We start from the raw sequence: 25,480 nt of genomic DNA on the forward strand, positions 1-25,480 counted from the left end.
ACATGCCCGTGATTCGCAGTCTGACGCTGCCTGACGAGGCGGCCACCGCCGCGTTGGCCGCAGGCCTGGCGCCGCTACTGCGCCCGGGCGACGCGCTGCTGCTAGAAGGGCCGCTGGGCGCAGGCAAGACCAGTTTCGCCCGCGCCCTGATCCGCAGCCTCTGCGGCCAGGGCATGGAAGTTCCAAGCCCAAGCTTCAACATCGTGCTGACCTATGACGCTCCGCAGGCGACCCTGTGGCATTTCGACCTTTACCGCATCGCCGATCCGCGCGAACTGGACGAGCTTGGCCTCGACGAGGCCCTGCAGGATGGCATCGTGCTGATCGAATGGCCCGAGCGGCTCGGCCAGCACCCGCCGGCCGGCGCCCTCACCCTGCGGCTCGCACCGCTCGATTCAACCCCGGCCGCCCGCCGCGCCGACCTGATCGGTGATGCGTCATGGACGGCCCGCCTTGCCCCGCTGCCGGTTTCCGCCCATGTCTGACTCTTCCGTGCCGACCCGCGATGTCCTGGCCCGTGATTTCTTGGCCCGTACCGGCTGGAGCGCGGCCAGCCGGGCGAAGCTGGCCGGCGACGCCTCCTTCCGCAAATACGAGCGCCTGCATCTGGATGGTCGCGCGGCCGTGCTTATGGACGCGCCGCCGCCGCAGGAAGATGTGCGCCCCTTCCTCAGGATCGCCCGACTGCTACTACAGCACGGCTACAGCGCGCCGCGCATCATGGCCGAAGATCCCGAGCATGGCTTTCTGCTACTGGAGGATCTGGGCGACGACCTCTATGCCAGCCTGATCCGTCAGGGCCACGCCGAATTGCCGCTGTATGAAGCTGCGATCGACTTCCTGCTCGACCTGCACCGCCATGCCGCGCCCGCCGATCTGGCACCCTACGATGAGGCGCGGCTGATCGACGAGCTTGGCCTGTTCACCGACTGGTACCTGCCGGCGCTGACCGGCGGCGAGACGCCCGAGGCGCTGCGGCGCGAGTTCCTGGCCCTGTGGCGGGCATTGGCCCCGGAGGTCTGCCTGCCGCCGCGCATTCTGGTGCTGCGCGATTTTCATGCCGAGAACCTGATCTGGCTGCCGCAGCGCGCCGGCGCCGCCTGCGTCGGCCTGCTCGATTTTCAGGATGCCGTGGCCGGCCACCCGGCCTACGATCTTGTCTCGCTGATCGAGGATGCCCGCCGCGATGTAGCTCCCAAACTGGCCGAGGCCATGCTGCGGCGCTATATAGCCGGCAGCGGCAGCGATGATGCCGGCTTCCGTCGCGCCTGCGCCATCCTGGGCGCACAACGCAACCTGCGCATCATCGGCATCTTCACGCGGCTGTGGAAACGCGATGGCAAGCCGCATTACCAGGCCTTCATGCCGCGGATGTGGCGCCTGGTCGAACGCGATCTGGCCCATCCCGCGCTTGGCGACCTGCGGCGATGGGTCGACGCGACCGTACCGGCCGCGCTGCGCGCCAGTCCCCTGCCCGGCCTACCGGCCCTCAGCCGCGCCTCATGATCGCCGTGCCGGAAACCGCGATGGTTCTGGCCGCCGGTTTCGGCACCCGGCTGCGGCCGCTGACCGATCGCATGCCCAAGCCCCTGATCCCGGTGGCAGGCCGCAGCCTGCTCGACCGCTGCCTCGACAGACTGGTCGAAGCCGGCGTACGGCGCGCCGTGGTCAACATCCACTGGCTGGGCGGACAGATCCGCGACCACCTGGCGCAGCGCCACGACATCGCCATCGCGATCTCGGATGAGAGCGATCTGCTGCTGGAAACCGGCGGTGGCATCGCCAAGGCCTTGCCCCTGCTGGATGGGAAACCGTTCTTCGCCGTCAATGCGGACCTGATCTGGCGGGACCAAGCCGAACCGGCCCTGCTGCGCCTGGCGCAGGCTTTCGATCCGGCACGGATGGATGCCCTGCTGCTGCTGCAGCCACGCGAGCAGGCCATCGGCCATGCCGGACCCGGCGATTTCGTGATGGGCGCCGATGGCCGGCTGGCACGCCGCCGTGAGCAGCCAACCGCGCCCTATGTTTTTACCGGCGTCCAGATTCTTCTGCCGCATCTGTTCCGCGACACGCCGGTCGGACCGTTTTCGCTCAACCTGATCTATGATCGTGCCATCGCCGCCGGCCGCCTCTACGGCCTGGCGCATCGCGGGCTGTGGTTGGATGTCGGCAACCATGAAGGTCTGGCGGCGGCCCAGGCTCAGCTTGACGGTCATGGCGACTGAGCCCGCCGTCTTCACCATCGCGCCAGGCCGGCCGTTTCTCGACCTGATCGCGGCCGGCGTGCTGCAGCGCTGGGGCAAAGAACCTGTCGCCCTCTCCCGCATCACCATCCTGCTGCCGACGCGGCGCGCCTGCCGTGCCTTGAGCGAGGCGTTTCTGCGCCTGGGCGACGGCGCCGCCCTGCTGCTGCCACGCATCCGGCCGCTCGGCGACATCGACGAGGATGAACTGGAACTGCGCGGCATTGGCGGCGACGGGGATGCCCTGCCTTTCTCGACGCTGGACCGCAATCTGCTGCTGGCCCGACTGGTGCTGGCCTCTCCGCTCGCCGGGAGCGACCCCGCCACCGCCCTGCGGCTGGCGCAGGAACTCGGACACCTGCTCGATGCGGTCGCCACCGAGGAAACCACCCTCGACAGACTGCCCGAACTGGTGCCGCTGGAACTCGCAGGCCACTGGCAGCAGACACTCGATTTCCTGCAGGTGATCCGGCATGCCTGGCCGGCCATCAAGGCCGAACAGGGCCGACTGGATGCGGCCGAATATCGTCAGCGGCTGACCCAGCGCTGGATCGAACATTGGCAGAGCGATCCGCCCGCCGATCCGGTTATCGCCGCCGGATCTACCGGCACCATCCCGGCTACCGCCCGGTTGCTGAAACTGGTGGCCAGACTGCCGCAGGGTGCCGTGGTGCTGCCCGGGCTGGATGCCGGCCTGGACGATGCGGCCTGGCAGGGCGCGCGCGACGAACCGACCCACCCCCAGCATGCCCTGGCGCATCTACTCGATGCCATGGGCGTGCTGCGCAGCGAGGTCAAACCATGGCCTGCGGATGATGGGGCCGCCGCCACGGAGAATGCGCGCGCCGCCCTGCTGTCTTGCGCCCTGCTGCCGCCGGGCGAAACCCATCGCTGGCGCGGCCTATCGGATGCGATACCCGAAGATGCCTTCCGCGATTTCCAGCGCATCGAGGCGCCTGGGCCGCGCGAGGAGGCCCAGGCCATCGCATTGGCGATGCGCGAGACCCTGGAGCAGCCCGGCCGCACTGCAGCCCTGATCACCCCAGATCGCATGCTGGCCCGCCGCGTGACGTCTGAACTGGCCCGCTATGGCATCGCGGTGGATGATTCCGCCGGCCGTCCCCTGGCCCAGACGCCAGCGGCCGTGTTCATGCGCCTGATCGCCGAGGCGGTGGCGCATGATTTCGACGACGTGGCCTTGCTCGCCCTGCTCAAGCATCCCTTCTGCCGCCTGGGACTGCCGCGCCAGAAGGTGCTGCGCTGGACACGAGGGATCGAGCGCAAGGTTCTCCGCCGCAGCCAGCCAAGGCAGGGGCTGGCCGGATTGGCCGCACTGCTGGCCGAACATGCCGAACTGCTAATGCCGCTGGCACGGCTGCAGGCGGCCGTCGCGCCGCTGGTTGCCGCGATGCAGCAGGATGAAGCCGCGCTGCGCGACCTGCTGGAGGCGCAGTTGAGTGCCGCCGAGGCGCTGGCGCAGGCAAGTGAGGATGAACCGCTGTCGCTGTGGCAGCACGAGGATGGCGAGTGCCTGCATAACCTGATCGACAGCCTGCTGAATGCCGCTTCGCTATTCGGCTCGCTGACGACGGCGGCATGGCCGCGGCTGCTTGAGGCGCTGCTGGAAGGCCAGATGGTGCGCCCGCGTTACGGACGGCACCCGCGCCTGTTCATCTGGGGCCTGCTGGAAGCACGGCTGCAGCATGCCGACCGCATCATCCTGGGTGGCCTGAACGAAGGCACCTGGCCGCCCCAGGCCAGGGAAGACCCCTGGCTAAGCCGCCCCATGCGGCAGCATCTGGGCCTCAGCGCGCCGGAACGCCGGCTGGGGCAGACCGCACAGGATTTCGTACAGGCCGCCTGCAACCGCGACGTGATCGTCACCCGTGCTGCCAAGGTGGATGGCACGCCCACCGTGCCGGCGCGCTGGCTGCTGCGGCTGGATGCCATGCTGAAGGACGACCCGCGCTGGCCGGCAACGCAGTCTCCGCAATATCTGTCCTGGGCCGAATGGCTCGACCGGCCGGCGGCCATGATCAGCATCGAACGGCCCAAGCCCGCTCCGCCGCTGGAGGCCCGGCCGCGCGAATTGTATGTCACGGCCATCGAAAAATGGGTCCGCGACCCCTACGCCGTCTATGCCCGCTATATCCTCGGCCTGCGTCGGCTTGATCCGCCAGGCCAGCCGCCCGATGCCAGGCTGCGCGGCGACGTCATCCACGCCGTGCTGGAAACATTCCTGGCCCGTCATGGCGAGACCCTGCCGGATGACGCGACGGCATTGCCGGAACTGCTCGAACTCGGTCGCACGAAATTCGGCGCATGGCTGGAACGCCCCGAAATCGCCGCGCTGTGGTGGCCCCGTTTCGAGCGCGCCATGCGCTGGTTCCTGACCAATGAGCGCGAGCGCCGCGCCGCCGGATTCCATCCCGCATTGCTGGAGCGCGAGGGCAGTTATGCTTTTGACGCACCCGGCGGCCCCTTCACGTTGAAGGCCAAGGCCGACCGCATCGACCGCAATGCGGCCGATGGCCGCCTGGCGATCCTGGATTACAAGACCGGCCGTCCGCCCTCGCCCAAACAGGTGCAGACCGGCCTGTCGCCGCAGCTCGCGCTGGAAGCGGCCATCGCCACACATGGCGGTTTCGAAGGGCTCGATCCGGCGGGGATTGCCGAACTGGTCTATATCCGGCTCGGCGGCGGCGATCCGCCGGGTGAGGCCAAACCCGTCGAAGGCGGCCGCCCGCCGGTTTCGCCGCCCGACGCCCTCGCGGATGAGGCCCTGGCCCGCCTGCAGGCCTGGGTGGCGGAATTCGACGACCCAACCAAGCCATACCTGTCGCGGCCGCGGCCGCAATTCGTCGATTATGCCGGCGACTACGACCACCTCGCCCGCACAGCCGAGCACGCCGAAGGCGGCGGAGAAGACGCATGAGCGAAAACTCCGAGAACGACCTGCTCGCACATGAAATGGGGCAGCGTGTCGCGGCCGACCCCTCTCTCTCTGCATGGGTTGCAGCAAATGCTGGGGCAGGAAAAACCACTGTCTTGGTCGATCGTGTCACTCGACTGCTGCTGATGGGCACACGGCCAAGCGGCATCCTCTGCCTCACCTTCACCAAGGCCGCCGCCGCCGAGATGCAGATTCGCCTGACAAAACGGTTAGGGAAATGGAGCACGCAAGACGATTTAACCTTGAAGACTGAGCTGTTTAAACTCTTGGGGCGACCAGTAGAAGATTCCGATATTGAAGCGGCGCGCAAGCTGTTTGCCCGCACGCTGGAATCGCCGGGCGGTCTACGGCTGCAGACCGTGCATGCCTTCTGCGAGGCTTTGCTGAAACGTTTCCCAGTCGAAGCCGGCGTGCCGCCGGGCTTCGCCGTCGCCGATGAGGCCGTGACCCGGGAACTCTTCGCGGTGGCGCGCGACCGCGTGCTGGCCGATGGCCTGAAGGATCCGGATTTCCAGGCGGTGATCCGCTTTTTCGCCGAGCGGGTGGACGACACTCGTTTCGGCAACCTGATCAGGGTGCTGCTCGGCAAACGACGCGACCTCGGCCTGCTGCTGCAGGCGCATGGCGGTTCCGCGGCGGCTTCCGGCGCGCTCTATGCCCAGCTTGGCCTGCCGCCTGATGCCACGCGTGAGGCCATGATCGTTGTCCATATCGCCGGCATGGCTATGGCCGATCTGCGCCGCGCGGCGGGCGCGCTGGTTCAGGGTGGCACGAATGACCGCAAACTGGGCGAACCGCTGGCCGGCTGGCTGGCCGCCGATACCCCCACCGAACGCTTCGAGGCGGAATGGCTGGCGCCCTTCTTCACCAAGGATGGCGGGCCGCGCAGCAACCTTGCCAGCAAGGCAGCGCTGAAAGCCGATCCCTCCTGCGCCGATACCCTGAAACAGGAACAGGATCGGCTGATCGCCCTGCAGCAGCAGCTCAACGCCGTGGCCATCGCCGAGGCCACATCGATGCTGCTGCGGCTGGGCGAACGGCTGCTGGAAGCCTATGGCGCGCTTAAAACCGCCCATGGCCTGCTGGATTACGATGACCTGATTCTGAAAAGCCGCGACCTGCTGGTGGAACCCAGCCAGGTGCCGTGGGTAATGTTCAAGCTGGATCAGGGCATCGACCATATCCTGGTCGACGAGGCCCAGGATACCAGCCCCGATCAATGGTCGGTGGTGGCGGCCCTGGCTGAGGAATTCTTCAGCGGTGCCGGCGCGCATGACGGCCCACGCCGCACCATCTTCGCCGTCGGCGACGTCAAGCAATCGATCTACAGCTTCCAGGGCGCACGGCCGCAGGCCTTTCTCGACATGCTGCAGGATTTCCGCCGTCGCGCCGAGGCCGCGAATGAGCAGTTGCGGCGGGTTGAACTGGAAATGTCGTTCCGCTCGACGCCTGCCGTGCTGCAACTCGTGGATGCGGTCTTCGCGCAGGACAAGGCAAAGCCCGGGGTCTTGGAAGACAATCGCCCGCTGCATCACAAGGCAAAACGCGCCGGCGAGGCCGGCCGCATCGAGATCTGGCCGCCGTTCAAACCGGATCCGAAGCCACAGAAAGAGCCCTGGGATGTACCGCTGGATTATGTCGGCCAGAAGGATCCGCGCGTCAGGCTGGCCGAGACCATCGCGGCGCAGATTCGAGGCTGGATCGACGATGAGGATCTGCCCGCCCTTGGCCGGCGCATCCAGCCCGGCGACGTGATGATCCTGGTGCGGCGCCGCGATGTGTTCTTCGAGGCCATGGTGCAGGCACTGAAGAACGTCAACGTACCGGTGGCCGGCGCCGATCGCATGATTCTGGCCGAGCAGGTAGCGGTGCAGGATCTACTGGCCCTGGGGGCATTCTGCCTGCTGCCCGAGGACGATCTCGCCCTGGCAACGGTGCTGAAGGGGCCGCTTTTCAATTTTACCGAGGACGATCTTTTCGCACTATGCTGGCGCCGCCAGCAGCAACGCCTGTGGCACGAATTGCAGCGCCGCGCCCATGAGCGGGTGCACTGGCAGGCCGCCTGCGACGAACTGCGGCAATGGCTCAACCGCGCCGACCTGACGCCGCCCTTCGCATTCTACGGTACTATACTGGGCGCCGATGGCGGGCGGCGCCGGCTGATCGCGCGGTTGGGCAGCCAGGCCAACGAACCCATCGACGAATTCCTCAGTGCCGCGCTGGCCTATGAACGCGAGGCAGCCCCCAGCCTGCAGGGTTTTCTGGACTGGTTCCCGCGCCATGCCGGCGAGATAAAGCGCGATCTCGACCAGGGCCGCAACGAGGTGCGTGTGCTGACCGTGCATGGCGCCAAAGGCCTGGAAGCGCCGGTGGTGATCCTGCCTGATTGCTGCGACCTACCGCAGGACAAGGAGGGCGAGGGCCTGCTCTGGGGCGAGGCGCCGCAGCCGCCTCGCCGGCCGGTGATGGGCGGCCCACGCGCTGCCCAGGCCGTGCCGCAGCTCTATTGGCCCATGCGCAAGGACAGCGACATCGCACTGACCGCCGCCCTGCGCGAGGCCCGCCGCGCCGAGCAGATGGAGGAATACCGCCGCCTGCTGTATGTGGCTCTGACGCGGGCCCGCGACCGGCTTTATGTCTGCGGCTACCTGAATGGCAATACCGTCGACAGCGGCCCACCCAAGGGAAGCTGGTACGATCTGATCGCGGCCGGTTTCGCCACACTGCAGCCGCAGCAATCCATTGCGCTGCCCTGGGGCGATGAAGGCCTGCGCTATGAGACCTTCCCCGACCAGCGGGCAGAGACGCCGCCGTCCCCTGCCGCTGCCGAGCGTTTCATACAGCCGGGCTGGCTGCATCGCCCGCCGCCGCCGGAACCGAGCCCGCCACGGCCGCTCAGCCCCTCGCGTCCGAGCAAGGCCGAACCGCCGCCGCTCAGTCCCGCCGCGCCGGATCGCCACGCCGGCCTGGCACGGGGCAGGCTGATCCATCGCCTGCTGCAGACCCTGCCCGATCTGCCCGAAACGCAGCGCGTGGAGTCCGCGGCGCGTTACCTTGCCCACCCCATGCATGACCTGTCTCGTCAGGCGCAGGCCGAGATCGCCCGTGAGGTTCTTGCCGTTCTGGCCGATCCGGCATTTGCCCCGGTCTTCGCACCCGGCGCACAGGTGGAAGCACCGCTGGTCGGCCGACTGGGCGAACATCTGGTGACGGGCCAGATCGACCGGCTGCTGGTGACCGATACGGCCGTGCTGGTGGTGGATTTCAAGACCAACCGGCCGCCCCCGAAGGATCCCGAGGCAGTCGATCCCGCCTATCTGGACCAGATGGCGCTGTATCGCGGTTTGCTGCAGGCGGTTTTCCCCGACCGTCCGGTGGACGCCGCCCTGCTATGGACCTATGCCCCGCGCCTGATGCCACTGCCCGCGGCCCTGCTGGACCGTCGGCTGGCGAATTTCACCGCAACGTGACTGGTCGGGGCGTGGCCGAATGCCTAGTTTGACCAGCATGATCTTTGGCCGAACCTATTGGCTGCCGGCCGTGCTGGCCGTGCTGCTTTCGTTTACTGCCGTGCCTGCGCGAGCGCAGACGCAGCTTGTGGTGCTCGAACTGTTCACCAGTCAGGGCTGCAACTCCTGTCCACCCGCTGATGCGCTGATGAGCGAATGGCTGAAGCAGCCTGGCGTGCTGCCGATTTCCCTACATGTCGATTACTGGGATTACCTGGGCTGGAAAGACACGCTGAGCCGTAAGGGGCATAATGTCCGGCAAAAGGATTATGCCCGCGGAATCGGCAATCGCCAGATCTATACCCCGCAGGTCGTGGTCGACGGCCAGTTCCAGGCCGTGGGTTCAAACCGCGAAGCCATCGAGATGGCCTTGGCCAAGGCCCGCAAGCAGCAGCATGTTCCGCTTCGCGTCGAACGCACAAAAAATAAGGGCTGGCAAGTCGTGGTGCCGGAGATGCCGAACTGGCAGGGCGAGGCCAAATTGCTGCTCTGCCGCTACGACCGCAAGCACGACGTGACCATCGAGCGCGGCGAGAATCACGGCCGCACCCTCAGCTATCTGAATGTGGCGCGTGCGTGGAACGATTTCGGCCGCTGGAAGGGCGAGGCCGGACGCTATGACGTGCCGGATCTGGAGGCCACCGACTGGAATCGGCAGGGCGCCGTTGTCATGCTGCAGATGCTCAAAGACAACTCCAACGGCCCCATCATCGGCGCCATCGACCTGAAGCCCTAGGCCGATCCGGCCTGCCGCGACGATCATTGACAGGATCGCCCCCTCGCCCGAAGCTTGGCCGCTGATGGAAGGGAGGGTTCGACTTGGCGGTGATCCAGCGGATCGAACATCGCATGCGGCTGGCCGATCGCAATGATCTGCCGCGGCTGCTTGAAATAGCGCAGGCCGCTTTGCCCGATGCGGCAAAGCTGGATTTTCTTGCCCTCCAGGTTGAACAATCCCTGTTCCTGGCGGAATGGCGCACCGCCATTGACGGATTTGCCGTGTTTCTGCCCCTGCAGGACAGCCTGCTGATCCATCGCCTCGCGGTGGCGGAGGAGGCCCGCGGGCGCGGCCTGGGCGGCTGGATGCTGGATGTCGCCGGCCATCATGCCCGCCAGCTTGGCTTGCAGGCTGTGGAGGTGCAGCGCGGCGCCGAGGATCATGACACCATCGCCTGGCTGCGACGGCGCGGTTTCAGTGCCCTGCCCCATGGCGGGAACCGACTCTATCTGCGCCGCCCCGCCTGAAGACCGGAAATGCGAAGGAATCCCCGATGACCGAAACGAAAACCGCCCTGCTGCCGTCCAGCACCATTCTGATGTTGCGCGATGGCGCGGCCGGCCTTGAGGTATTCATGGTCAAGCGTCATCACGCCATCGATTTCGCTTCTGGCGCCATGGTGTTCCCCGGCGGCAAGCTGGCGCGGGGCGACAGCGATCCGGTGCTGCAAGGCCGCCACGCCCGGCCGGGCGCTTTCGAGCCCGCGCTGACCCCGTTCGCCTTCGGCGCGATCCGCGAGGCCTTCGAGGAATCCGGCCTGCTGCTCGCCCGTCCCAAGGGGGATGGCCGGCTGCTATCGGCCGATCGCGCCGCCGCTCTGAAATCCTGGCGCGAACCGCTCAACCGCGGCGACAAGTCGCTGCGTGATCTGGCCGAGACGGAAAACCTGGATTATGCCCTCGACTGCATGGTGCCGTTCGCACACTGGATCACGCCCGAGGTGATGCCCAAGCGTTTCGACACCTGGTTCTTCCTGGCGCGCGCACCGGAAGGCCAGATCGGCGCCCATGACGGCAGCGAGTCGGTGGATTCGGAGTGGATCGCGCCGCAGGACGCGCTGGACGCCTGGGAGGCCAAGACCCGCACCATCGTTTTCGCCACTCGCATGCAGCTTGTTAAACTGGCCCGCGCCCGCAGCGTGGACGAAGCGTTGGCGCAGGCCGGGCAGACGCCGATCGTCGACGTCATGCCGGTGCTGGACAAGGAAAGCTTCTCCGAGCCGCATCTGCGCATTCCGGCCGAGGCCGGCTATGGCGTGACGGAAGTGCCGCTCAGCCGGGTTGGGATGTAGCCCCCAAGCCTACAGGGATTTTTCCAGCATTCGCGCCAGCCGCTGGGCGAAACCGACCGGATCGACAAGCGGTTCGCCTTCCGCCAGCCGTGCTTGGTCGAGCAGCAGCAGGGCCGCATCGGCCAGCGCATCCACCGCGCCTGGCTGCTGTGCGCGGGCCGCCAGCGCCCTGATCAGGGCATGGCCGGGGTTAATCTCGAGGATGCGCGGGCTGGCCCGGTCGAGTTTCTGATGCAGGCGCAGCAGGCGCTCCAGATGCATGTCCAGATCACCATCGGCTGCCACCAGGCAGACGGCGCTGTCGGTCAGGCGCCTGGATTCGCGCACATCCTTCACTGCATCGCCCAAAACCTGCTTCAGTGCCGCGATCAGCGTGCCCAGTGCGGCACCCTCGACCTTCTCGCCATCCTCCGGCTTCATCTCGCCGGCATGCTGCACGGTATCCAGGTCGGCGCCGGCACGAGTCGCCGATTTCACCGGCTTGCCGGCATAGTCCTGCACCACCGACAGCCAGAAATCGTCCACCGGGTCGGTCAGCAAGAGCACTTCCACACCCTTGGCACGAAAGCCTTCAAGCTGCGGGCTGCGCTTGAGCTGCTCGAGCTGGTCGCCGTTGATCACGTAAATTGCATTCTGGCCGTCTTTCATGGCCGCGACATAATCGTCCAGCGATACCCAGCCCTCGCGCGCCGACGAGCGGAATCGCGCCAGCTTGAGAAGCTGAGCGCGATGCTCGACATCCTCATAGATGCCTTCCTTCAGCACGGCGCCGAAATTCTCCCAGAAACCGGCATAGGCGGCCTCATCCGCTCCGGCCTTCTTCTCCAGCTCACTCAGGACCCGCCGGGTAATCGCCTGGCGGATCCTGGCCACCACCGGATTATGCTGCAGCATCTCGCGACTGACGTTCAGCGGCAGGTCGGCGGAGTCGACCACGCCGCGCAGAAAGCGCAGCCAGGCCGGCACCAGTTCGTCGCAGCGGTCGGTGATGAAGACGCGGCGGACATAGAGCTTCAGCGCCGACTTCCGCGCGGGATCGAATAAATCGTGCGGCCGCATGCCCGGCACGAACAGCAGCAGCGTGTAGTCCAGCTTGCCCTCGGCACGGGCATGCAGCGTCAGCCAGGGATCGTCGAAGGCATGCGCGACGTGGTGATAGAAATCCTTGTACTGCTGTTCGCTGATTTCCGATTTCTGGCGCGACCACAGTGCGCTGGCGGCATTCAGCGTCTCCGTCCCGTCACTGTCCTTCAGCAGCACCGGCAGCGCGATATGGTCGGAATAGGCCTTGACGACCTGACGCAGGCGAGCGGGATCGAGGAACTCGTCTTCTCCGTCGCGCAGATGCAGCACGATGGTGGTGCCACGGCCCTCGCGTTCAGCCTCGCCGATGCTGAATTCGCCCGAGCCGTCGGAGACCCAGCGCCACGCCTTCGTCTCGCCGGCCTTGCGCGAGATCACCTCCACCTTCGCCGCCACCATGAAGGCGGAATAGAAGCCGACGCCGAACTGACCGATCAGCGCCATATCCCTAGCCGCATCACCGCTGAGCGACGAGACGAATTCGCCGGTACCCGAGCGGGCGATGGTGCCTAGATTGGCGATCAGCTCGTCGCGGTCCATGCCGATGCCGTTATCGGCAACGCTCAAGCTACGACCGGCCTTGTCAGGGGCGATGACGACCTTCAGCTCGGCATCGCCTGCCCACAGATCCGCATCGGTCTGGGCGGCAAAGCGCAGCTTGTCGCAGGCATCGGATGCATTGGAGATCAGCTCGCGAAGGAATATCTCCTTCTGGCTGTATAGGGCATGGGTGACGATATGGAGAAGCCGCGTCACCTCGGCCTGGAAATGCATGGTCTGGTCGGTCATCGCTGCGCCTCCCGTCTGATGCGTTACCCCTTTTTTTCGTCCTTCTTTTCCGGCTCGATCAGGTCGGCCAGCTTGCGGGTCAGGTCGCGCGCCATTGACTCCGAAACCAGATAGGCCCAGCCGGTCACCCGGCGCATGGCGGCATTGACCTGCTTCTCCGCCTCTTCCGGCGCCAGCAGGTCCTTGCTGCCGGCATTTGGCTTGGCCAGGGCGGCATCGAAACTGGCCGCGATGGTGATCCAGGCCTTTTTGCCGTCTTCGGCCGGAGCGGCCCTCACCACCACCTTCACGCCATCCAGCGTAATGATCTCAGTAACTGTGGCCTTGGAGAAATCATGGTCACTTTCCTTGGCGACATCGTCGAAGGTCAGATAGGCCAGCGCGCCGGCGACGGCATTCACGTCGTAGGCCGAGGCGATCTTCATGCCCTTGGGGAGATCGGCCAGCAGGAAATCGACCGACGAACCGTCGGTCTTGTCCGGACCGCGCACCACCCGCAGCACGCTGCCATCGGGATGGGTGACGGTGGCCGAGGCGACACGGGCGCGGTCGATCTTGATCAGGTCCTTCACCAGCCATTGTACCGGATCGGCCGGCAGTTCAAGGATGCCCTGGGCCAGCCAAGCGCGCGCCTCCTCGGGCTTGCGCACATGCACCTGGCCGGGCTTGCCGCCCACCGGATAGCTCTTGGTCTTGCCGACGATCACGGCGGCGATGGATTTCGTGTCGGGATCGACCAACCGCACCAGGATCGGCCCGGGGTCCGACTTGGCGGCCTCATCGGCCGGCTGGTACTTGTCGGGCTCGGAGACCTGCAGCCGGTCGTAATGCGCGGGCTTGTCGGTCCGCGGCTCGATGGTTTCCAGGCCGGCAATACCCAGCACGTTCTTGCGCACCAGATCGGCCCGCACCGGATAATCGTTGCGGCTCGGCATGGTCCAATGCTCGGCATCGGCGCCGCGCTCGATGCGGAACAGCGCCTTGGGTGTCGCGATCTCGAGCGAGGCGACATCGTTTACCTTTGACATCAAGCCGGGAAACAGCGGCTTCGGCGTGAAATCGGCTTCAGTCGCATTGTCGCGCGAGCTGGCCAGCCACCAGCCGGCGCCGCCCAGCACCACGGCGGCGGCAACCAGGATCGCCCAGGTTTTGTTACGCATCTGCATCGCCATGCTCCCTGACTCTCATCAGCCTTCCAGGGCGCGCCGGATGCGCCGGCGGCGCCAGGCAATCGCCAGACCAACCGCCACCAGCGCAGCCAGCAGCGGCATCAGGCCGATATTGATGAACTTCACCAGCAATTGCAGGCTTTCGATGTCGCGGTTCAATTCACGCTGCACGCCGCGCAGCTCGCGCCGCGTATTCAGCAGATCGTCCCGGAACGCATCCATCGCCGCCTGCTGTTCGGCGCTCAGCAGGGCATTGGTCTGTTCCTGCGCCTTCGACTGCAGGTCGGCAAGCTGCTTCTGCGTCGCCTCAAGCTTCTGCTCCAGGGCGCGCTGCTGGGCAAGGAACTGCTGCTCGGCCTGACGGCGCATGTTGTCGATCAGCTCGAAGGGTCGCTGCGACCGGCCGCGGCTGCGCAGGCCGATCAGGTCCCCGGAGCCCGACATGTTGTCGATGGCATTGACCAGAAGATCGGCATTGGCGGCAATCGGCACATACAGGTTCTGGCCGAACATCTGCTGGCTGCGGACCCAGAAGCGGTCATCCAGCAGGTCGGCGTCGGTCACCAGCAGCACATTGATCGGCTGCGCGCTTTCCGTCACCTGCGCTGCCGCCGGTTTCTGCTCGGCCGGCTTGTCGCCCTGCCTGGCCTCCGCGGCCGGGGCGCCGTTCGGGAAGGCGGTTTTGGCCGGGCCGCTGATGCGCGCGGCCAGGATGTAGGTCTCGCCGGTCGGCTTGAATTTTTCGGCCAGCACCTGCGGGTTCGGATCGCCCTGCAGATCGGACGTATCCATCAGCATGGCCTGGTTCGACGAGGTGATCAGCGGCGCAAGCGTGGTGGTGGCACCGTCCAGCTTGCGGATCGCGCCCATCGAGGCGGCATTGATCTGCGTGAGATCGGCGGTGACGACATCATCCTGCTTCAGCCGCTCGCCCGGGATGGCCAGCCACGGGATGTAGTCGACCACGGCGGCCGGTCCGCTGCGCCCGGTCTGCACGCGCTGGGCCAGCGCCAGGTCGGCGACGAATTTGCCCGGAACCACCTCGACACCCCAGGCCTTGAACAGCTCGGGGAGCAGCGACGACTGGTCGCCGCCCGGCATCGGCTGGCCGGTCATCGGATTGGGCATCGCCGCCATCGTCTCCGAATAGGGATCGGCGAAGACGATCAGCCGGCCACCTTTCAGCACGAACTGGTCCACGGCATACTGCGACTGCGGCGAAAGATCCTTGGGATGCGCCAGGATCAGGACCGACAGCTTGTCGTCGATCTCCTCGGGCTTGGAGGCATCCAGCATCTTCACGTCGAAGAACTGCTTGATCTGGTCCAGAATCAGGTAGGGCTGCGACTGGCCACGCATCGCCGCCATCATGCCGCCCGGGCCGTATTCCAGCGGCAGACTGCCGAGGATGCCGATCGTCGGCTTCTTCGGGTTGCTCAGCCCGTAGATCAGCTTGGTCAGATCGTATTCGAGAAACTGCTCTTTTTCGGCCTGAAAGAAGGGGATGGTCTGCTGCTGGTCCAACGTGTTGGAGGCCACCAGGCCGAAATAGAACTGCCCGCCCGGCAGGTTGGCGCCCTGCAGCCCGGCCTGTACGGCGCGGTCCTCGGCTTCGGTGAAGGGCTCGGGGTCGATTACCTCCAGCCGCAGCATGCCGTTCGACAGCGCTACGTAGCGTTCCAGCAGCTCGCGCACGCGGGTGCCATACTGCTTGAGCTGGGGCGCATTGGTGGCCAGCTTGTCGGAGAAGAACAGGCGCAGCGTGATCGGCTCGGGAATCGCCTTCAGCACATTCCGCGTGCCATCCGACAGGGTGTACAGGCGCGCCTCGGTCAGGTCGATGCGCGTATCCCGCAGGCCCTGATTGACGATGATGTTGACGGCGAAGAACACCGCGAAGGCGGCGATCAGGCCGGTGCCGGTGAGAAGGGCTTTGCTGCCGGTTTTCATGATGCGATCTCAGCCCGCTTTCTTGAAATCGACGACGACGGCGGTGGCATAGAGCCAGACCACGATCAGGGAGATGAAGAACACCAGGTCGCGCAGGTCGATCACGCCCTCGGTGATGGCATTGAAATGCCCGAGGAAGCTGAAGGAGGCGATGGTGTCGACCACCAGCGCCGGGGCCCAGCCCTGGAAGAAGCTGAGCACCATCGGCGCGCCGGAAACGGTGAAGATGAAGCAGACCAGCACGGCGACGACGAAGGCGATCACCTGGTTCTTGGTAACGGCCGACATGCAGCTTCCAATCGCTAGATAGGCACCCGCCATCAGCAGGCTGCCGATATAGCCGGCCAGGATCACGCCGTTGTCGGGCGAACCCAGCCAGTTGACCGTGAGCCAGAGCGGGAAGGTCAGCGCGAGCGCGATGCCGGCAAAGGCCCAGGCGGCGAGAAACTTGCCGGCCACCGCGGCCCAGAGCGGAATCGGCAGGGTCAGCAGCAGTTCGATGGTGCCGGCCTTGCGCTCCTCGGCCCATAGCCGCATGGCGATGGCCGGCAGGAAGAACAGATAGAGCCAGGGGTGGAACAGGAAGAAGGCCTTGAGGTCGGCCTGGCCGCGCTCGAAGAACTGGCCGAGATAAAAGGTGAAGATGCCGGCGGTGAACAGGAATACCACGATGAAGACATAGGCCACCGGGGTGGCGAAATAGCCGGCGATTTCGCGGCGGAAGACAGCGAGCATGGGCTTCATAGCGAGTATCCTGATCAGGCCGCGCGGGCTTGCGTTACTTGGCGGAAGGCGGCGTCGAGCTTGCCGGGCGCAGCAAGGATGTCGCCGATGCGCCAGCCAGCGCTGCCCTCGGGCCGCCCCTCGGCGACGATGCGGCCACGGGCGATCACGATGGCACGGCTGCACACCGCCTCCACCTCTTCGAGGATATGGGTGGAAATGATAATGGCCTTGTCGCGGGCCATGGCCTGGATCAGGCCGCGTACCTCGTGCTTCTGGTTCGGATCGAGGCCGTCGGTCGGCTCGTCCAGCACCAGCACGGGCGGATCGTGCAGGATGGCCTGGGCCAGGCCGACACGGCGCTTGTAGCCCTTGGAAAGGGTGTCGATCGGCTGGTCCAGCACATCCTTGATGTTGACTTGGTCGATCACCTTGTCCAGCCGCCAGTCACGGTCCTTGCCGTTCATGCCACGCACATCGGCGATGAAATCCAGAAAGCCGCGCGCCGTCATGTCGGCATAACTGGGCGCGCCTTCGGGCAGGTAGCCGATGTTGGCCTTGGCCGCCAGCGGTGCGGCCTCCACGTCATGGCCACAGACCAAGATGCTGCCCGCGGTTGGGCTCAGGAAACCGCACAGCATCTTCATGGTGGTGGATTTGCCGGCGCCATTGGGCCCGAGGAAGCCGAGCACCTCGCCCTTGGCGAGGCTGAAACTGATATGGTCTACGGCGGTGAAGGGACCGAATTGCTTGACCAGATTTTTTATGTCGATCATCGTTTTACTTCATCCCCTGCCAGCCCGGGACGGCCCCCGCCCCGCGGCGCCCGCTAGATAAGTGTTTCCATGCCCCCGGTTCAAGTCCCCCATGACATTTTGCGACCGTCCAAGCCCCTCACAGGCCTGTGAAATCGGTTTCCGGATGCCATAATTCCGCCATGATCGACGACCCGCCCTCACCCGCTCCCCCTTCGCCCTGTACGAAGGTCTGCAGCATCGACCGCCATACCGGCTGGTGCCTGGGCTGTTTCCGCACCGGCGAAGAGATCGGGGCCTGGCCCATGCTGGATGCCGCCGGCAAATGGGCCCTGCTGGAGCGGCTGGCCGAGCGGCGGCAGCGGGCGGGCGCAGGCTGATGCCCGCCTTCCTGCTCAAGCGCCTCGCCACCCTGCTCGCTACCCTGCTGGCCACCTCGGTGATCGTCTTTCTGGTGCTGGAGATCCTGCCCGGCGACCCCGCCCTCCTGGTGCTGGGCATCGACGCCACCGACGAGCAGCTTGCCGTCTTCCGCCAGGAATACGGACTCGACCGGCCGGCGCTGGAGCGTTACCTGCACTGGATCGGCAACCTGCTGGCCGGCGATTTCGGCATCTCCTACGCTTACAAGACGCCGGTCTGGCCGCTGATCGCCGAACGTCTGGCCCTGACATACCCGCTCGCTCTCTTCGCCATGCTGCTCACCGTCGTGCTTGCGCTGGGCCTCGGCGTGTTTGCCGCCGCCAATCACAACAAGCCAGGCGATGTGGTGATCATGGGCATCAGCCAGCTCGGCATCTCGATCCCGAATTTCTGGTTCGGCCTGCTGCTGATCCTGCTGTTCGCCGTCAACCTCGGCTGGCTGGCAGCCGGCGGCTTCCCGGGCTGGCGGGCCGGCTTCGGCCCGGCGATGCTCAGCCTGATCCTGCCCGGCATCTCGCTGGCCGTGGTGCAGGCCGCCATCCTGGCGCGCATCACCCGCTCGGCCGTTCTGGAGGTGCTGCGCGAGGATTTCGTGCGCACGGCCCGGGCGAAGGGCCTCAGCCGCAGCCAGGCCCTGTGGCGCCATGTGCTGCGTAACGCCCTGATCCCGGTGGCCACCGTGATCGGGCTGCAATTCGGAAATCTGCTGACCGGCACCATCGTGGTGGAACAGGTATTCTCCCTGCCCGGCCTGGGCCGGCTGGTCTTCCAGGCCATCAGCAACCGCGATATTGAGGTGGTGAAGGCCGCCGTGATCCTTCTGGCCTTCACCGTTGTGGCGGTGAATTTCGTGGTCGACGTGCTGTATGCGGTGATCGACCCGCGCCTGAAGGTGCGCGATGTCTAAGGCCGGCACCATCATGCGTCATGCCCTGCGCCACCGCAGCTTTGCAGTCGGCGTGCTGCTCTCGGGTCTTGTTGTGGGCATGGCGCTGCTGTCGATGGTGTGGACGCCTTATGCGCCCACCGCAATGAACATCCGCAAGCGCCTGGCCCTGCCCTCGGCCGAGCACTGGCTCGGGACCGACAGTTTCGGCCGCGACGTGCTCTCGCTGGTCCTCGCCGGCGCACAGAATTCCCTGCTGGTCGGCCTGGTTGCCGTCGGCATAGGCCTTACGCTCGGCAGCATGCTGGGACTGCTTGCGGCCGCGCGACGCGGCTGGATCGAGGAAGTGGTGATGCGGTTCGCCGATTTCACCTTTGCCTTTCCGGCCATCCTTTCGGCCATTCTGCTTGCGGCCGTGTTCGGGCCCAGCACGATGAACTCCATCGTCGCCATCGCCATCTTCAATATCCCCGTGTTTGCCCGCGTGGTGCGCGGCTCGGCCAACGCGATCTGGGCTCGCGACTTCATCCTGGCCGCCCGCAGCGCCGGCAAGGGCGGTTTTCGCATCACGCTGGAACATGTGCTGCCCAACATCATGGCCGTGATCGTGGTGCAGGCCACCATCCAGTTCGCGCTTGCCATTCTGGCCGAGGCAGCGCTGTCGTATCTCGGGCTGGGCACGCAGCCGCCGACGCCGTCCTGGGGTCGCATGCTGAACGAGGCGCAGACCATGGTTTTCCGCGCGCCCTATCTCGCCGTGTTCCCCGGCCTGGCAATCGCGATTGCCGTTCTTGGCTTCAATCTGCTGGGCGATGGCCTGCGCGATCTGACCGATCCGCGACTGTCGCGGCAGCGGTGACGCAATGGATCGAGATACGATGACCGAAACCCTGCTCGCCGTGCGTGACCTGCGCGTGACGCTGGCCACCGCACGCGGCCCGGCCGAAGCCGTGCGCGGCCTGGACTTCACCCTGCGGCGCGGCGAGACGCTGGGTATCGTGGGTGAATCGGGCTGCGGCAAGTCGCTCACCGCCTTGGCCCTGATGGGCCTGCTGCCAGACAATGGCCATGCCGACGGCAGCGTGCTGTTCCGTGGCGACGATATCCTGCGATACGACGAACGCCGTCTGTGCGACCTGCGCGGCAATCGCCTGGCGATGATCTTCCAGGAGCCGATGACCTCGCTCAACCCGCTGCATCGCATCGGCGATCAGATCGCCGAGCCGCTGCAGCAGCATCTCGGCCTCGGTCGCCGGCAGGCTTACGAGCGCGCGGTGGAACTGTTGGACCGCGTCGGCATCCCCAATCCGCGCGCACGACTGGAATCCTATCCGCACCAAATGTCGGGCGGGCAGCGTCAGCGCGTGATGATCGCCATGGCGCTGGCCTGCAACCCTGACATCCTGATCGCCGACGAGCCGACCACCGCGCTGGACGTCACCATCCAGGGCCAGATTCTCGACCTGATCCGCAAGCTGGTGGACGACAGCGGCATGGCGCTGATCCTGATCAGCCACGATCTGGGTGTGATTGCCGAAACGGTCGACCGCGTGCTGGTGATGTATGCCGGACGCGCCGTCGAGACCGGGCCGGTGCGCGAGGTCTTCGCCGGCCTGCGCCATCCTTACGCGCGTGGCCTGTTCGCTGCCATGCCGCGGCTGGCAGCGGGCCAGTCCCATCCCCGCCCCCGCCTGCCCACCATCCCCGGCGTGGTGCCCGACCTGCGCGACCTGGGCGCGGCCTGCGCCTTCGCCCCGCGCTGCACGCTGGCCGAACCGCGCTGCAGCAACGACTTCCCGCCTCTGGTGCCGGTGGGACCGCAGCATGAGGCGGAATGCTGGCGCACCGACATGACGCGGGAACGGCCATGACCGCCCTAGTCCAAATTCACGACACCCATAAGGCATATCCCCTGCCTGGCAGCCTGCCGTTTTCGCCGGCGCACAAAGTCCATGCTGTCAATGGCGTTTCCCTGGAAATCAGGGCCGGCGAGAATCTCGGCGTGGTGGGTGAGTCGGGCTGCGGCAAATCCACGCTGGCGCGGCTCGTCATGGCCCTGGAACGCCCCGACCGGGGCAGCATCCGCGTCGCCGGCCGCGATCTGAACAGCCTCAGTGCTGCCGACCTGCGCGCGGCACGGCGCGATTTCCAGATGGTGTTCCAGGATCCCTACGGCTCGCTCGACCCGCGCCTGACCGTGGCCCGCATCGTCGCCGAGCCGCTGGACGCGCTGGAACGGCTGGAAAGAGCCGAACGACACGCACGCATCGCCGAGGCCCTGGAAACCGTCGGCCTGCGGCCGGCCGACATGGACAAGTACCCGCACGAATTTTCCGGCGGCCAGCGCCAGCGCATCGCCATCGCGCGCGCGCTCATCACGCGGCCGAAACTGATCGTGGCAGACGAGGCCGTCTCGGCGCTGGATGTTTCGGTGCAAGCCCAGGTGCTCAACCTGATGGCCGAACTGCAGGAGCGTCATGGCGTAACCTACCTGTTCATCAGCCATAACCTGGCCGTGATCGATCAGCTCTGCCCGAAAGTGGCAGTGATGTATCTCGGTCGCGTGGTGGAACACGGCGATACCGCAGCGATCTTCAGCCGTCCGGCACATCCCTATACTGAGGCGCTACTGGCCGCCTTGCCACAACCTGCACCGCCGGCACCCGGCACCCGCCGCCGGCACGCCCTGCTGCAAGGCAATCCGCCCAGCCCGACCCAGCTGCCAAGTGGCTGCGCGCTGGCCGAACGGTGTCGTTACGCCGACGCGCGATGCCGCAGCGAAACGCCTCTTCTGCGGCGCATGCCCGATGGCCGCGAAGCCGCCTGCCACAAGGCCGAAGCGCTTATTTCCGTGCCGGCGTGATGTTCTGCAACGTATAGCCGCGCTGGCGCATGCAGTAATCGGCCAATTCGTATTGCCGCGGACCGCGGTCGAAATATGACGGCGATTCATGGCCCCGATAGAAGGGGGACCAGGGCGGGGCGCCGCGGTTGAAGCCTGTGCCGGTCCAGGGCGGGTAAAGCGGTTTTGACGACATACTTTCGTCAAAGGCCTGCCGCGAGGCGATCTCGGTGCATTCCTTCTCATCCCTGTCGCGCTGGGCTGGCGGCGTGTCGCTGCGTACCCATTCAGTCTGTGCCGTGGCGCAGGCTGCGAGCAGCAGGGGCAGAAGCAGCATTCGCCTCATGGCTTATTGATCGGCACCAGGACATAGCCGCGCTGGCGCATGCAGTATTCAGCCAGCTCATACTGCCGCGCGCCCCGAAGGGCGTATGACACGTTGCGGCCGCCACCTTCCGGTCCACCCTCGGTGATAAACTGGGTTTCGTTGTAAGGCGGATAGATCGGCTTTGAGGCAAAGCTTTCGTCGAAGGCCTGGTAGGAGGCGATCGCCTCGCAATCCTTCTCGTCGGCCAGGCGCTGTTCGCGGCTGGTATCCGGCCGCGACCATTCCGTCGTGGCAGCGCAGCCGACCAGCAGCAGGACAGGGACTAGCGCGGTCATCACGGCTCTCATGGCCCTATCCTACTGCATGACCGGCAGGAGACGGTAGCCGCGGGCGCGCAGACAGAAACCCTGCAATTCGCTTTCGCGCTGGCTGCGCCAGAAGAAGGACTCCGAATAGCCGTTTCGCCAACCCCGATACCCCGAGGGATATGGCCCAAAGGCATAAGAGCCATAAGGATAGCCGTAATATCCATAAGGCGGGCCGAAAAAGCTCTCTCGGACAGCCTGGTCGCGCGCCAGTCCGGCGCATTCGCGGCTATCGAGATCGGCATCGGCCAGCGAGGTGTTGGGCCGCTGCCAGGCCAGCGGCGGGCCGCAGCCGGCCAGTGAGCCGGACAACAAGACCAGGCAGAAAAGTACGAAACGGGTGCTGCGCATGGCAAAAATCCGAAGCCGGTACAGCCGCCAGACGATTATAGCGCGAATATACTGGCCAGCGATTGCGGCATAATCGGGGCCATGCCGCGCTCCCAGGCTTAGTTTGCCTGGTTTAGTCTCCCTGGCAGGGATAGGAGTCCGACAGGGCCAGCTTGACAGCCTGTACGGCGTCATTGCCCATCTGGTCGGCATTCTCACGCGCCCATTCTACGAATTGCTGCCGCAGCATGGCGGGCGGGGCTTCGCGCGGGGCGCAAAACCATGTCAGCTCCTTGCCTTCGGCCACCACCAGTTCATACAGGGCCACCGCGCCCTGCAGGTAACGCAGGCAGCCGGAAAGCCGCGCGCTGCCCTCGGCCCCCTCGCACATGGCCTGCAGGTCGCGTGCCAGAAAACGCGGCGGCGGCTGCAAAGCCACCCCCACCTGCGGCTGGGGCTGGGATTGCGCCAGCACAGGGCCGGACAGCGCCGAAAGCAGGAGCGCGACATGCGGAAAGTGGCGCATCAGACGATCTCGTTCTCGAACGGCTCGCCGCCCATGCGGCGGAAAATCGCATACATCGCTTCCGAGGCCGCATCCAGTCGAGTCCTGTCGGTGGAGCGCAACACGATGGCCGTGGAGGCCTTGCCCGAGCGAAAGGCAGGATAGGAGCCCATATCCACATCGGGATATTCGGCCTGCAGTTTGCCCAGGTCTTCGGCCACCGCACCCTCCGGCACCAGCGCCAGCACGGTGCGCGAGAGCAGCCTGTCGCCACCGACCAGCGTCGGTGCCAAGCTCGCCACCATGGCCTCGAAGATCTTAGGCACGCCGGCCATCACCATGACGTTACCGATGCGGAAGCCCGGCGCTGCCGAGACCGGATTGTCGATCAGCGTGGCGGTGTCGGGAATGCGCGCCATGCGCAGGCGGGCGGCATTCAGCATGCCGGCCTCGTAATGCGCCTCCAGCCGGCGACGCGCCTCCGGATGGATATCGATGCCCACGCCGAAGGCCTTGGCGATGCAATCCGCGGTGATGTCGTCATGGGTCGGGCCAATGCCACCCGAGGTGAAGACATAGTCGTAGCGCGTGCGCAGGTCGTTCACGGCTGCGATGATCGTGTCCTCGATATCGGGCACCACGCGGGCCTCGCGCAGCCGGATACCCAGTTCGGTCAGCTTGCCGGCCAGGAAATGCATGTTGGCGTCGCGGGTGCGGCCCGAGAGAATCTCGTTGCCGATCACCAGCATGGCTGCTGTCACGATCTTGGGCGTTTCCGTCATGGCGCACAGGACATAGCACGCGCTGGACGGGCAGACCAGCCGCCGCTATAGCCGGAGGGATGGAGTTTCCCGAAGCCCTGACCCCGGCCATCCTGCTGCGGCGCTACAAGCGCTTCCTTGCGGATGTGCGTTTCCCGGACGGCAGCGAAGCCACCGTGCATTGCCCCAATCCCGGCGCCATGCTGGGACTGGACGCCCCCGGCAGCCGGGTCTGGCTCAAGCCCGGCCGCGGCAAGCTGGCCTGGGGCTGGGTCCTGGCCGAGGCCGGTGGCACACTGGTCGGCATCGACACCACCCTGCCCAACCGGCTGGTGGCCGAGGCCCTGGCGCTGGGGCGTATCGCCGAACTGGCGGCCTATGACATCCACCGCCCGGAGGTCGCCTATGGCGGCAACAGCCGGGTGGATTTCCTGCTCTCGGCTACCGGCAGGTCCGACTGCTATCTGGAAGTGAAGAACGTGCACCTGATGCGGCAGGCTGGCCTGGCCGAGTTCCCCGACTGCGTGACGGCACGCGGCGCCAAGCATCTGCGCGAACTGACCGCCATGGTGGCTGCCGGCCATCGCGCCGTGATGCTGTTCCTAGTCCAGCGCGGCGACTGCAGCCGCTTCCGCATTGCCGCCGACTGCGATCCGGCCTATGCCGCCGGTTTCATCGAGGCTAGGAATGCGGGGGTCGAGGCGCTATGTTACGCCTGTCGCGTTACGGAGACCGGCATCGCTTTGGACCGACCTCTGCCGATTGGCCCGTAACATGCTGATTTTACAATAATATTGGATTTCTGCCGTGAACCAGACCCAGGCCCGCGCCATCATCGACACGGACGAGGACGACGACCTCCGCCCCGGCGCCATCCGGCTGCACAGCCCGGCGGATTTCGAGGGCATGCGCAAGGCCGGCCGCCTGGCCGCCGAGACGCTGGACTACATCACGCCTTTCGTGGTGCCCGGCGTGACCACCGGCCGGCTGGACGAGCTGTGCCATACCTTCATCGTCGAGCATGGCGCCGTCCCGGCGCCGCTGGGCTATCGCGGCTTTCCGAAATCGATCTGCACGTCGGTCAACCATGTCGTGTGCCACGGCATCCCGGGCGACAAGGTGCTGGAAGACGGCGACATCCTCAACATCGACGTGACCGTCATCCTCGACGGATGGCATGGCGATACCAGCCGCATGTTCCTGCTCGGCGATGTGGGTGTGAAAGGACGGCGCATCTGCGACATCACCTATGAGGCTATGATGCGCGGCATCGAGGTGGTGAAGCCTGGTGCCACCACCGGCGATATCGGCCACGCCATCCAGACCTTTGTTGAAAAGGAACGCTTCTCGGTGGTACGCGATTTCTGCGGCCATGGCCTGGGGCGCATCTTCCATGAGCCGCCCAACATCCTGCATTACGGCGAGCCCGGCATCGGCGTGCCACTGAAGGCTGGCATGTTCTTCACCATCGAACCGATGGTGAATGCCGGCAAGTGGCAGGTGAAGCTGCTCTCCGACGGCTGGACGGCGGTGACCAAGGACCGCTCGCTGTCGGCGCAGTTCGAGCACTCCATCGGCGTGACCGAGACGGGGTACGAGATATTCACGCTCTCACCCAAGGGCTGGCATAAGCCACCCTATAGCTGATCGCCCCCTAACCCTGCTGCCAGGACCTGTCAGCAGTCTTTGCGCATCCGCATAGCGGATGTGACGGCGGATATCGTTCCTGCAACAGAGCAGTGCCATACTCCGCTGCCCGAATCGCCACAGGTTGCCATGACCGAACACCATTCCGGC

At 65.9% G+C, this 25,480-nt stretch carries 25 protein-coding genes; 15 read left to right on the forward strand and 10 right to left on the reverse strand.

Annotated features, from left to right (window positions below):
- The first annotated feature begins 2 nt into the window (after nt 1–2).
- The 8 genes from tsaE to ACK4FK_RS15995 all read left to right on the forward strand — a co-directional run bounded on the left by tsaE (nt 3) and on the right by ACK4FK_RS15995 (nt 10,774).
- On the forward strand, nt 3–485 hold the full coding sequence (tsaE, locus tag ACK4FK_RS15960; RefSeq protein WP_409746165.1) for a tRNA (adenosine(37)-N6)-threonylcarbamoyltransferase complex ATPase subunit type 1 TsaE: 483 nt from the start codon (nt 3–5) through the stop codon (nt 483–485).
- A complete protein-coding gene (locus ACK4FK_RS15965) occupies nt 478–1,506 on the forward strand; it encodes an aminoglycoside phosphotransferase family protein (RefSeq protein WP_409746166.1) in 1,029 nt (342 codons plus the stop codon). The genes tsaE and ACK4FK_RS15965 overlap by 8 nt, the downstream gene beginning before the upstream one ends.
- Nucleotides 1,503–2,225, forward strand: a complete 723-nt coding sequence (locus tag ACK4FK_RS15970) for a nucleotidyltransferase family protein (protein WP_409746167.1) — start codon at nt 1,503–1,505, stop codon at nt 2,223–2,225. Before ACK4FK_RS15965 ends, ACK4FK_RS15970 begins: the two co-directional genes overlap by 4 nt.
- Complete coding sequence (gene addB / locus ACK4FK_RS15975) at nt 2,215–5,178, forward strand: double-strand break repair protein AddB (protein ID WP_409746168.1); 2,964 nt, start codon at nt 2,215–2,217, stop codon at nt 5,176–5,178. Before ACK4FK_RS15970 ends, addB begins: the two co-directional genes overlap by 11 nt.
- The gene (gene addA / locus ACK4FK_RS15980; RefSeq protein ID WP_409746169.1) at nt 5,175–8,666 is read left to right on the forward strand and encodes a double-strand break repair helicase AddA; all 3,492 of its coding nucleotides are present in this window, start codon (nt 5,175–5,177) and stop codon (nt 8,664–8,666) included. The genes addB and addA overlap by 4 nt, the downstream gene beginning before the upstream one ends.
- Nucleotides 8,667–8,685: 19 nt before the next feature.
- Nucleotides 8,686–9,441, forward strand: coding sequence for a DUF1223 domain-containing protein (locus ACK4FK_RS15985; RefSeq protein ID WP_409746170.1), 756 nt, complete (start codon nt 8,686–8,688; stop codon nt 9,439–9,441).
- Between the two features lie 89 nt (nt 9,442–9,530).
- Nucleotides 9,531–9,950, forward strand: coding sequence for a GNAT family N-acetyltransferase (locus ACK4FK_RS15990; protein ID WP_409746298.1), 420 nt, complete (start codon nt 9,531–9,533; stop codon nt 9,948–9,950).
- 26 nt (nt 9,951–9,976) lie between these two features.
- On the forward strand, nt 9,977–10,774 hold the full coding sequence (locus tag ACK4FK_RS15995; protein WP_409746171.1) for an NUDIX hydrolase: 798 nt from the start codon (nt 9,977–9,979) through the stop codon (nt 10,772–10,774).
- Between the two features lie 9 nt (nt 10,775–10,783).
- Here the strand turns inward: ACK4FK_RS15995 and htpG are convergent, their stop codons facing one another.
- From htpG to ACK4FK_RS16020, 5 genes are read right to left on the reverse strand one after another with little or no spacing between them, the layout of a single operon-like run.
- A complete protein-coding gene (gene htpG, locus ACK4FK_RS16000) occupies nt 10,784–12,646 on the reverse strand; it encodes a molecular chaperone HtpG (RefSeq protein ID WP_409746172.1) in 1,863 nt (620 codons plus the stop codon).
- 23 nt (nt 12,647–12,669) lie between these two features.
- Entirely contained in the window at nt 12,670–13,812 is a 1,143-nt protein-coding gene (locus tag ACK4FK_RS16005) for a DUF4340 domain-containing protein (protein WP_409746173.1), read from the reverse strand.
- A 21-nt stretch (nt 13,813–13,833) separates the two neighbouring features.
- Nucleotides 13,834–15,765, reverse strand: coding sequence for a Gldg family protein (locus tag ACK4FK_RS16010; protein WP_409746174.1), 1,932 nt, complete (start codon nt 15,763–15,765; stop codon nt 13,834–13,836).
- Nucleotides 15,766–15,774: 9 nt separating this feature from the next.
- Nucleotides 15,775–16,509 (reverse strand): ABC transporter permease subunit, encoded by a 735-nt coding sequence (locus ACK4FK_RS16015; RefSeq protein WP_409746175.1) that lies wholly within the window; start codon nt 16,507–16,509, stop codon nt 15,775–15,777.
- A gap of 14 nt (nt 16,510–16,523) precedes the next feature.
- Nucleotides 16,524–17,264: an ABC transporter ATP-binding protein gene (locus ACK4FK_RS16020; protein WP_409746176.1), complete on the reverse strand. Its 741-nt coding sequence runs from the start codon at nt 17,262–17,264 to the stop codon at nt 16,524–16,526.
- Nucleotides 17,265–17,425: 161 nt separating this feature from the next.
- On the opposite strand from ACK4FK_RS16020, the gene ACK4FK_RS16025 reads away from it, so the two are divergent.
- Genes ACK4FK_RS16025 through ACK4FK_RS16045 form a run of 5 tightly spaced genes read left to right on the forward strand, consistent with a single transcriptional unit; the run spans nt 17,426 to nt 21,415 of the window.
- The gene (locus ACK4FK_RS16025; RefSeq protein ID WP_409746177.1) at nt 17,426–17,623 is read left to right on the forward strand and encodes a DUF1289 domain-containing protein; all 198 of its coding nucleotides are present in this window, start codon (nt 17,426–17,428) and stop codon (nt 17,621–17,623) included.
- The gene (locus tag ACK4FK_RS16030; RefSeq protein ID WP_409746178.1) at nt 17,623–18,573 is read left to right on the forward strand and encodes an ABC transporter permease; all 951 of its coding nucleotides are present in this window, start codon (nt 17,623–17,625) and stop codon (nt 18,571–18,573) included. Before ACK4FK_RS16025 ends, ACK4FK_RS16030 begins: the two co-directional genes overlap by 1 nt.
- Nucleotides 18,566–19,411, forward strand: a complete 846-nt coding sequence (locus tag ACK4FK_RS16035; protein WP_409746179.1) for an ABC transporter permease — start codon at nt 18,566–18,568, stop codon at nt 19,409–19,411. Before ACK4FK_RS16030 ends, ACK4FK_RS16035 begins: the two co-directional genes overlap by 8 nt.
- 19 nt (nt 19,412–19,430) lie before the next feature.
- Complete coding sequence (locus ACK4FK_RS16040) at nt 19,431–20,423, forward strand: ABC transporter ATP-binding protein (protein WP_409746180.1); 993 nt, start codon at nt 19,431–19,433, stop codon at nt 20,421–20,423.
- The gene (locus tag ACK4FK_RS16045) at nt 20,420–21,415 is read left to right on the forward strand and encodes an ABC transporter ATP-binding protein (protein WP_409746181.1); all 996 of its coding nucleotides are present in this window, start codon (nt 20,420–20,422) and stop codon (nt 21,413–21,415) included. Before ACK4FK_RS16040 ends, ACK4FK_RS16045 begins: the two co-directional genes overlap by 4 nt.
- Here the strand turns inward: ACK4FK_RS16045 and ACK4FK_RS16050 are convergent.
- From ACK4FK_RS16050 to ACK4FK_RS16070, 5 genes are all read right to left on the reverse strand, one after another.
- Nucleotides 21,396–21,731 carry a hypothetical protein gene (locus tag ACK4FK_RS16050; RefSeq protein ID WP_409746182.1) on the reverse strand — a complete coding sequence of 112 codons (336 nt, stop codon included), beginning with the start codon at nt 21,729–21,731 and terminating at the stop codon, nt 21,396–21,398. The genes ACK4FK_RS16045 and ACK4FK_RS16050 overlap by 20 nt on opposite strands.
- A 5-nt stretch (nt 21,732–21,736) precedes the next feature.
- Nucleotides 21,737–22,069 carry a hypothetical protein gene (locus ACK4FK_RS16055; protein WP_409746183.1) on the reverse strand — a complete coding sequence of 111 codons (333 nt, stop codon included), beginning with the start codon at nt 22,067–22,069 and terminating at the stop codon, nt 21,737–21,739.
- A 9-nt stretch (nt 22,070–22,078) separates the two neighbouring features.
- The gene (locus ACK4FK_RS16060) at nt 22,079–22,438 is read right to left on the reverse strand and encodes a hypothetical protein (RefSeq protein WP_409746184.1); all 360 of its coding nucleotides are present in this window, start codon (nt 22,436–22,438) and stop codon (nt 22,079–22,081) included.
- Between the two features lie 112 nt (nt 22,439–22,550).
- Nucleotides 22,551–22,943 (reverse strand): Rap1a/Tai family immunity protein, encoded by a 393-nt coding sequence (locus ACK4FK_RS16065; RefSeq protein ID WP_409746185.1) that lies wholly within the window; start codon nt 22,941–22,943, stop codon nt 22,551–22,553.
- A complete protein-coding gene (locus ACK4FK_RS16070) occupies nt 22,943–23,704 on the reverse strand; it encodes a competence/damage-inducible protein A (RefSeq protein ID WP_409746186.1) in 762 nt (253 codons plus the stop codon). The genes ACK4FK_RS16065 and ACK4FK_RS16070 overlap by 1 nt, the downstream gene beginning before the upstream one ends.
- Nucleotides 23,705–23,763: 59 nt before the next feature.
- Between ACK4FK_RS16070 and sfsA the strand changes: the two genes are divergently transcribed.
- Both sfsA and map read left to right on the forward strand, forming a co-directional pair.
- Nucleotides 23,764–24,456, forward strand: a complete 693-nt coding sequence (gene sfsA, locus ACK4FK_RS16075) for a DNA/RNA nuclease SfsA (protein ID WP_409746187.1) — start codon at nt 23,764–23,766, stop codon at nt 24,454–24,456.
- Nucleotides 24,457–24,517: 61 nt separating this feature from the next.
- Complete coding sequence (gene map / locus ACK4FK_RS16080; protein ID WP_409746299.1) at nt 24,518–25,330, forward strand: type I methionyl aminopeptidase; 813 nt, start codon at nt 24,518–24,520, stop codon at nt 25,328–25,330.
- Nucleotides 25,331–25,480 lie beyond the last annotated feature (150 nt).

It is taken from the genome of Ferrovibrio sp. (assembly GCF_046297895.1).
Classification (GTDB): Bacteria; Pseudomonadota; Alphaproteobacteria; order Ferrovibrionales; family Ferrovibrionaceae; genus Ferrovibrio.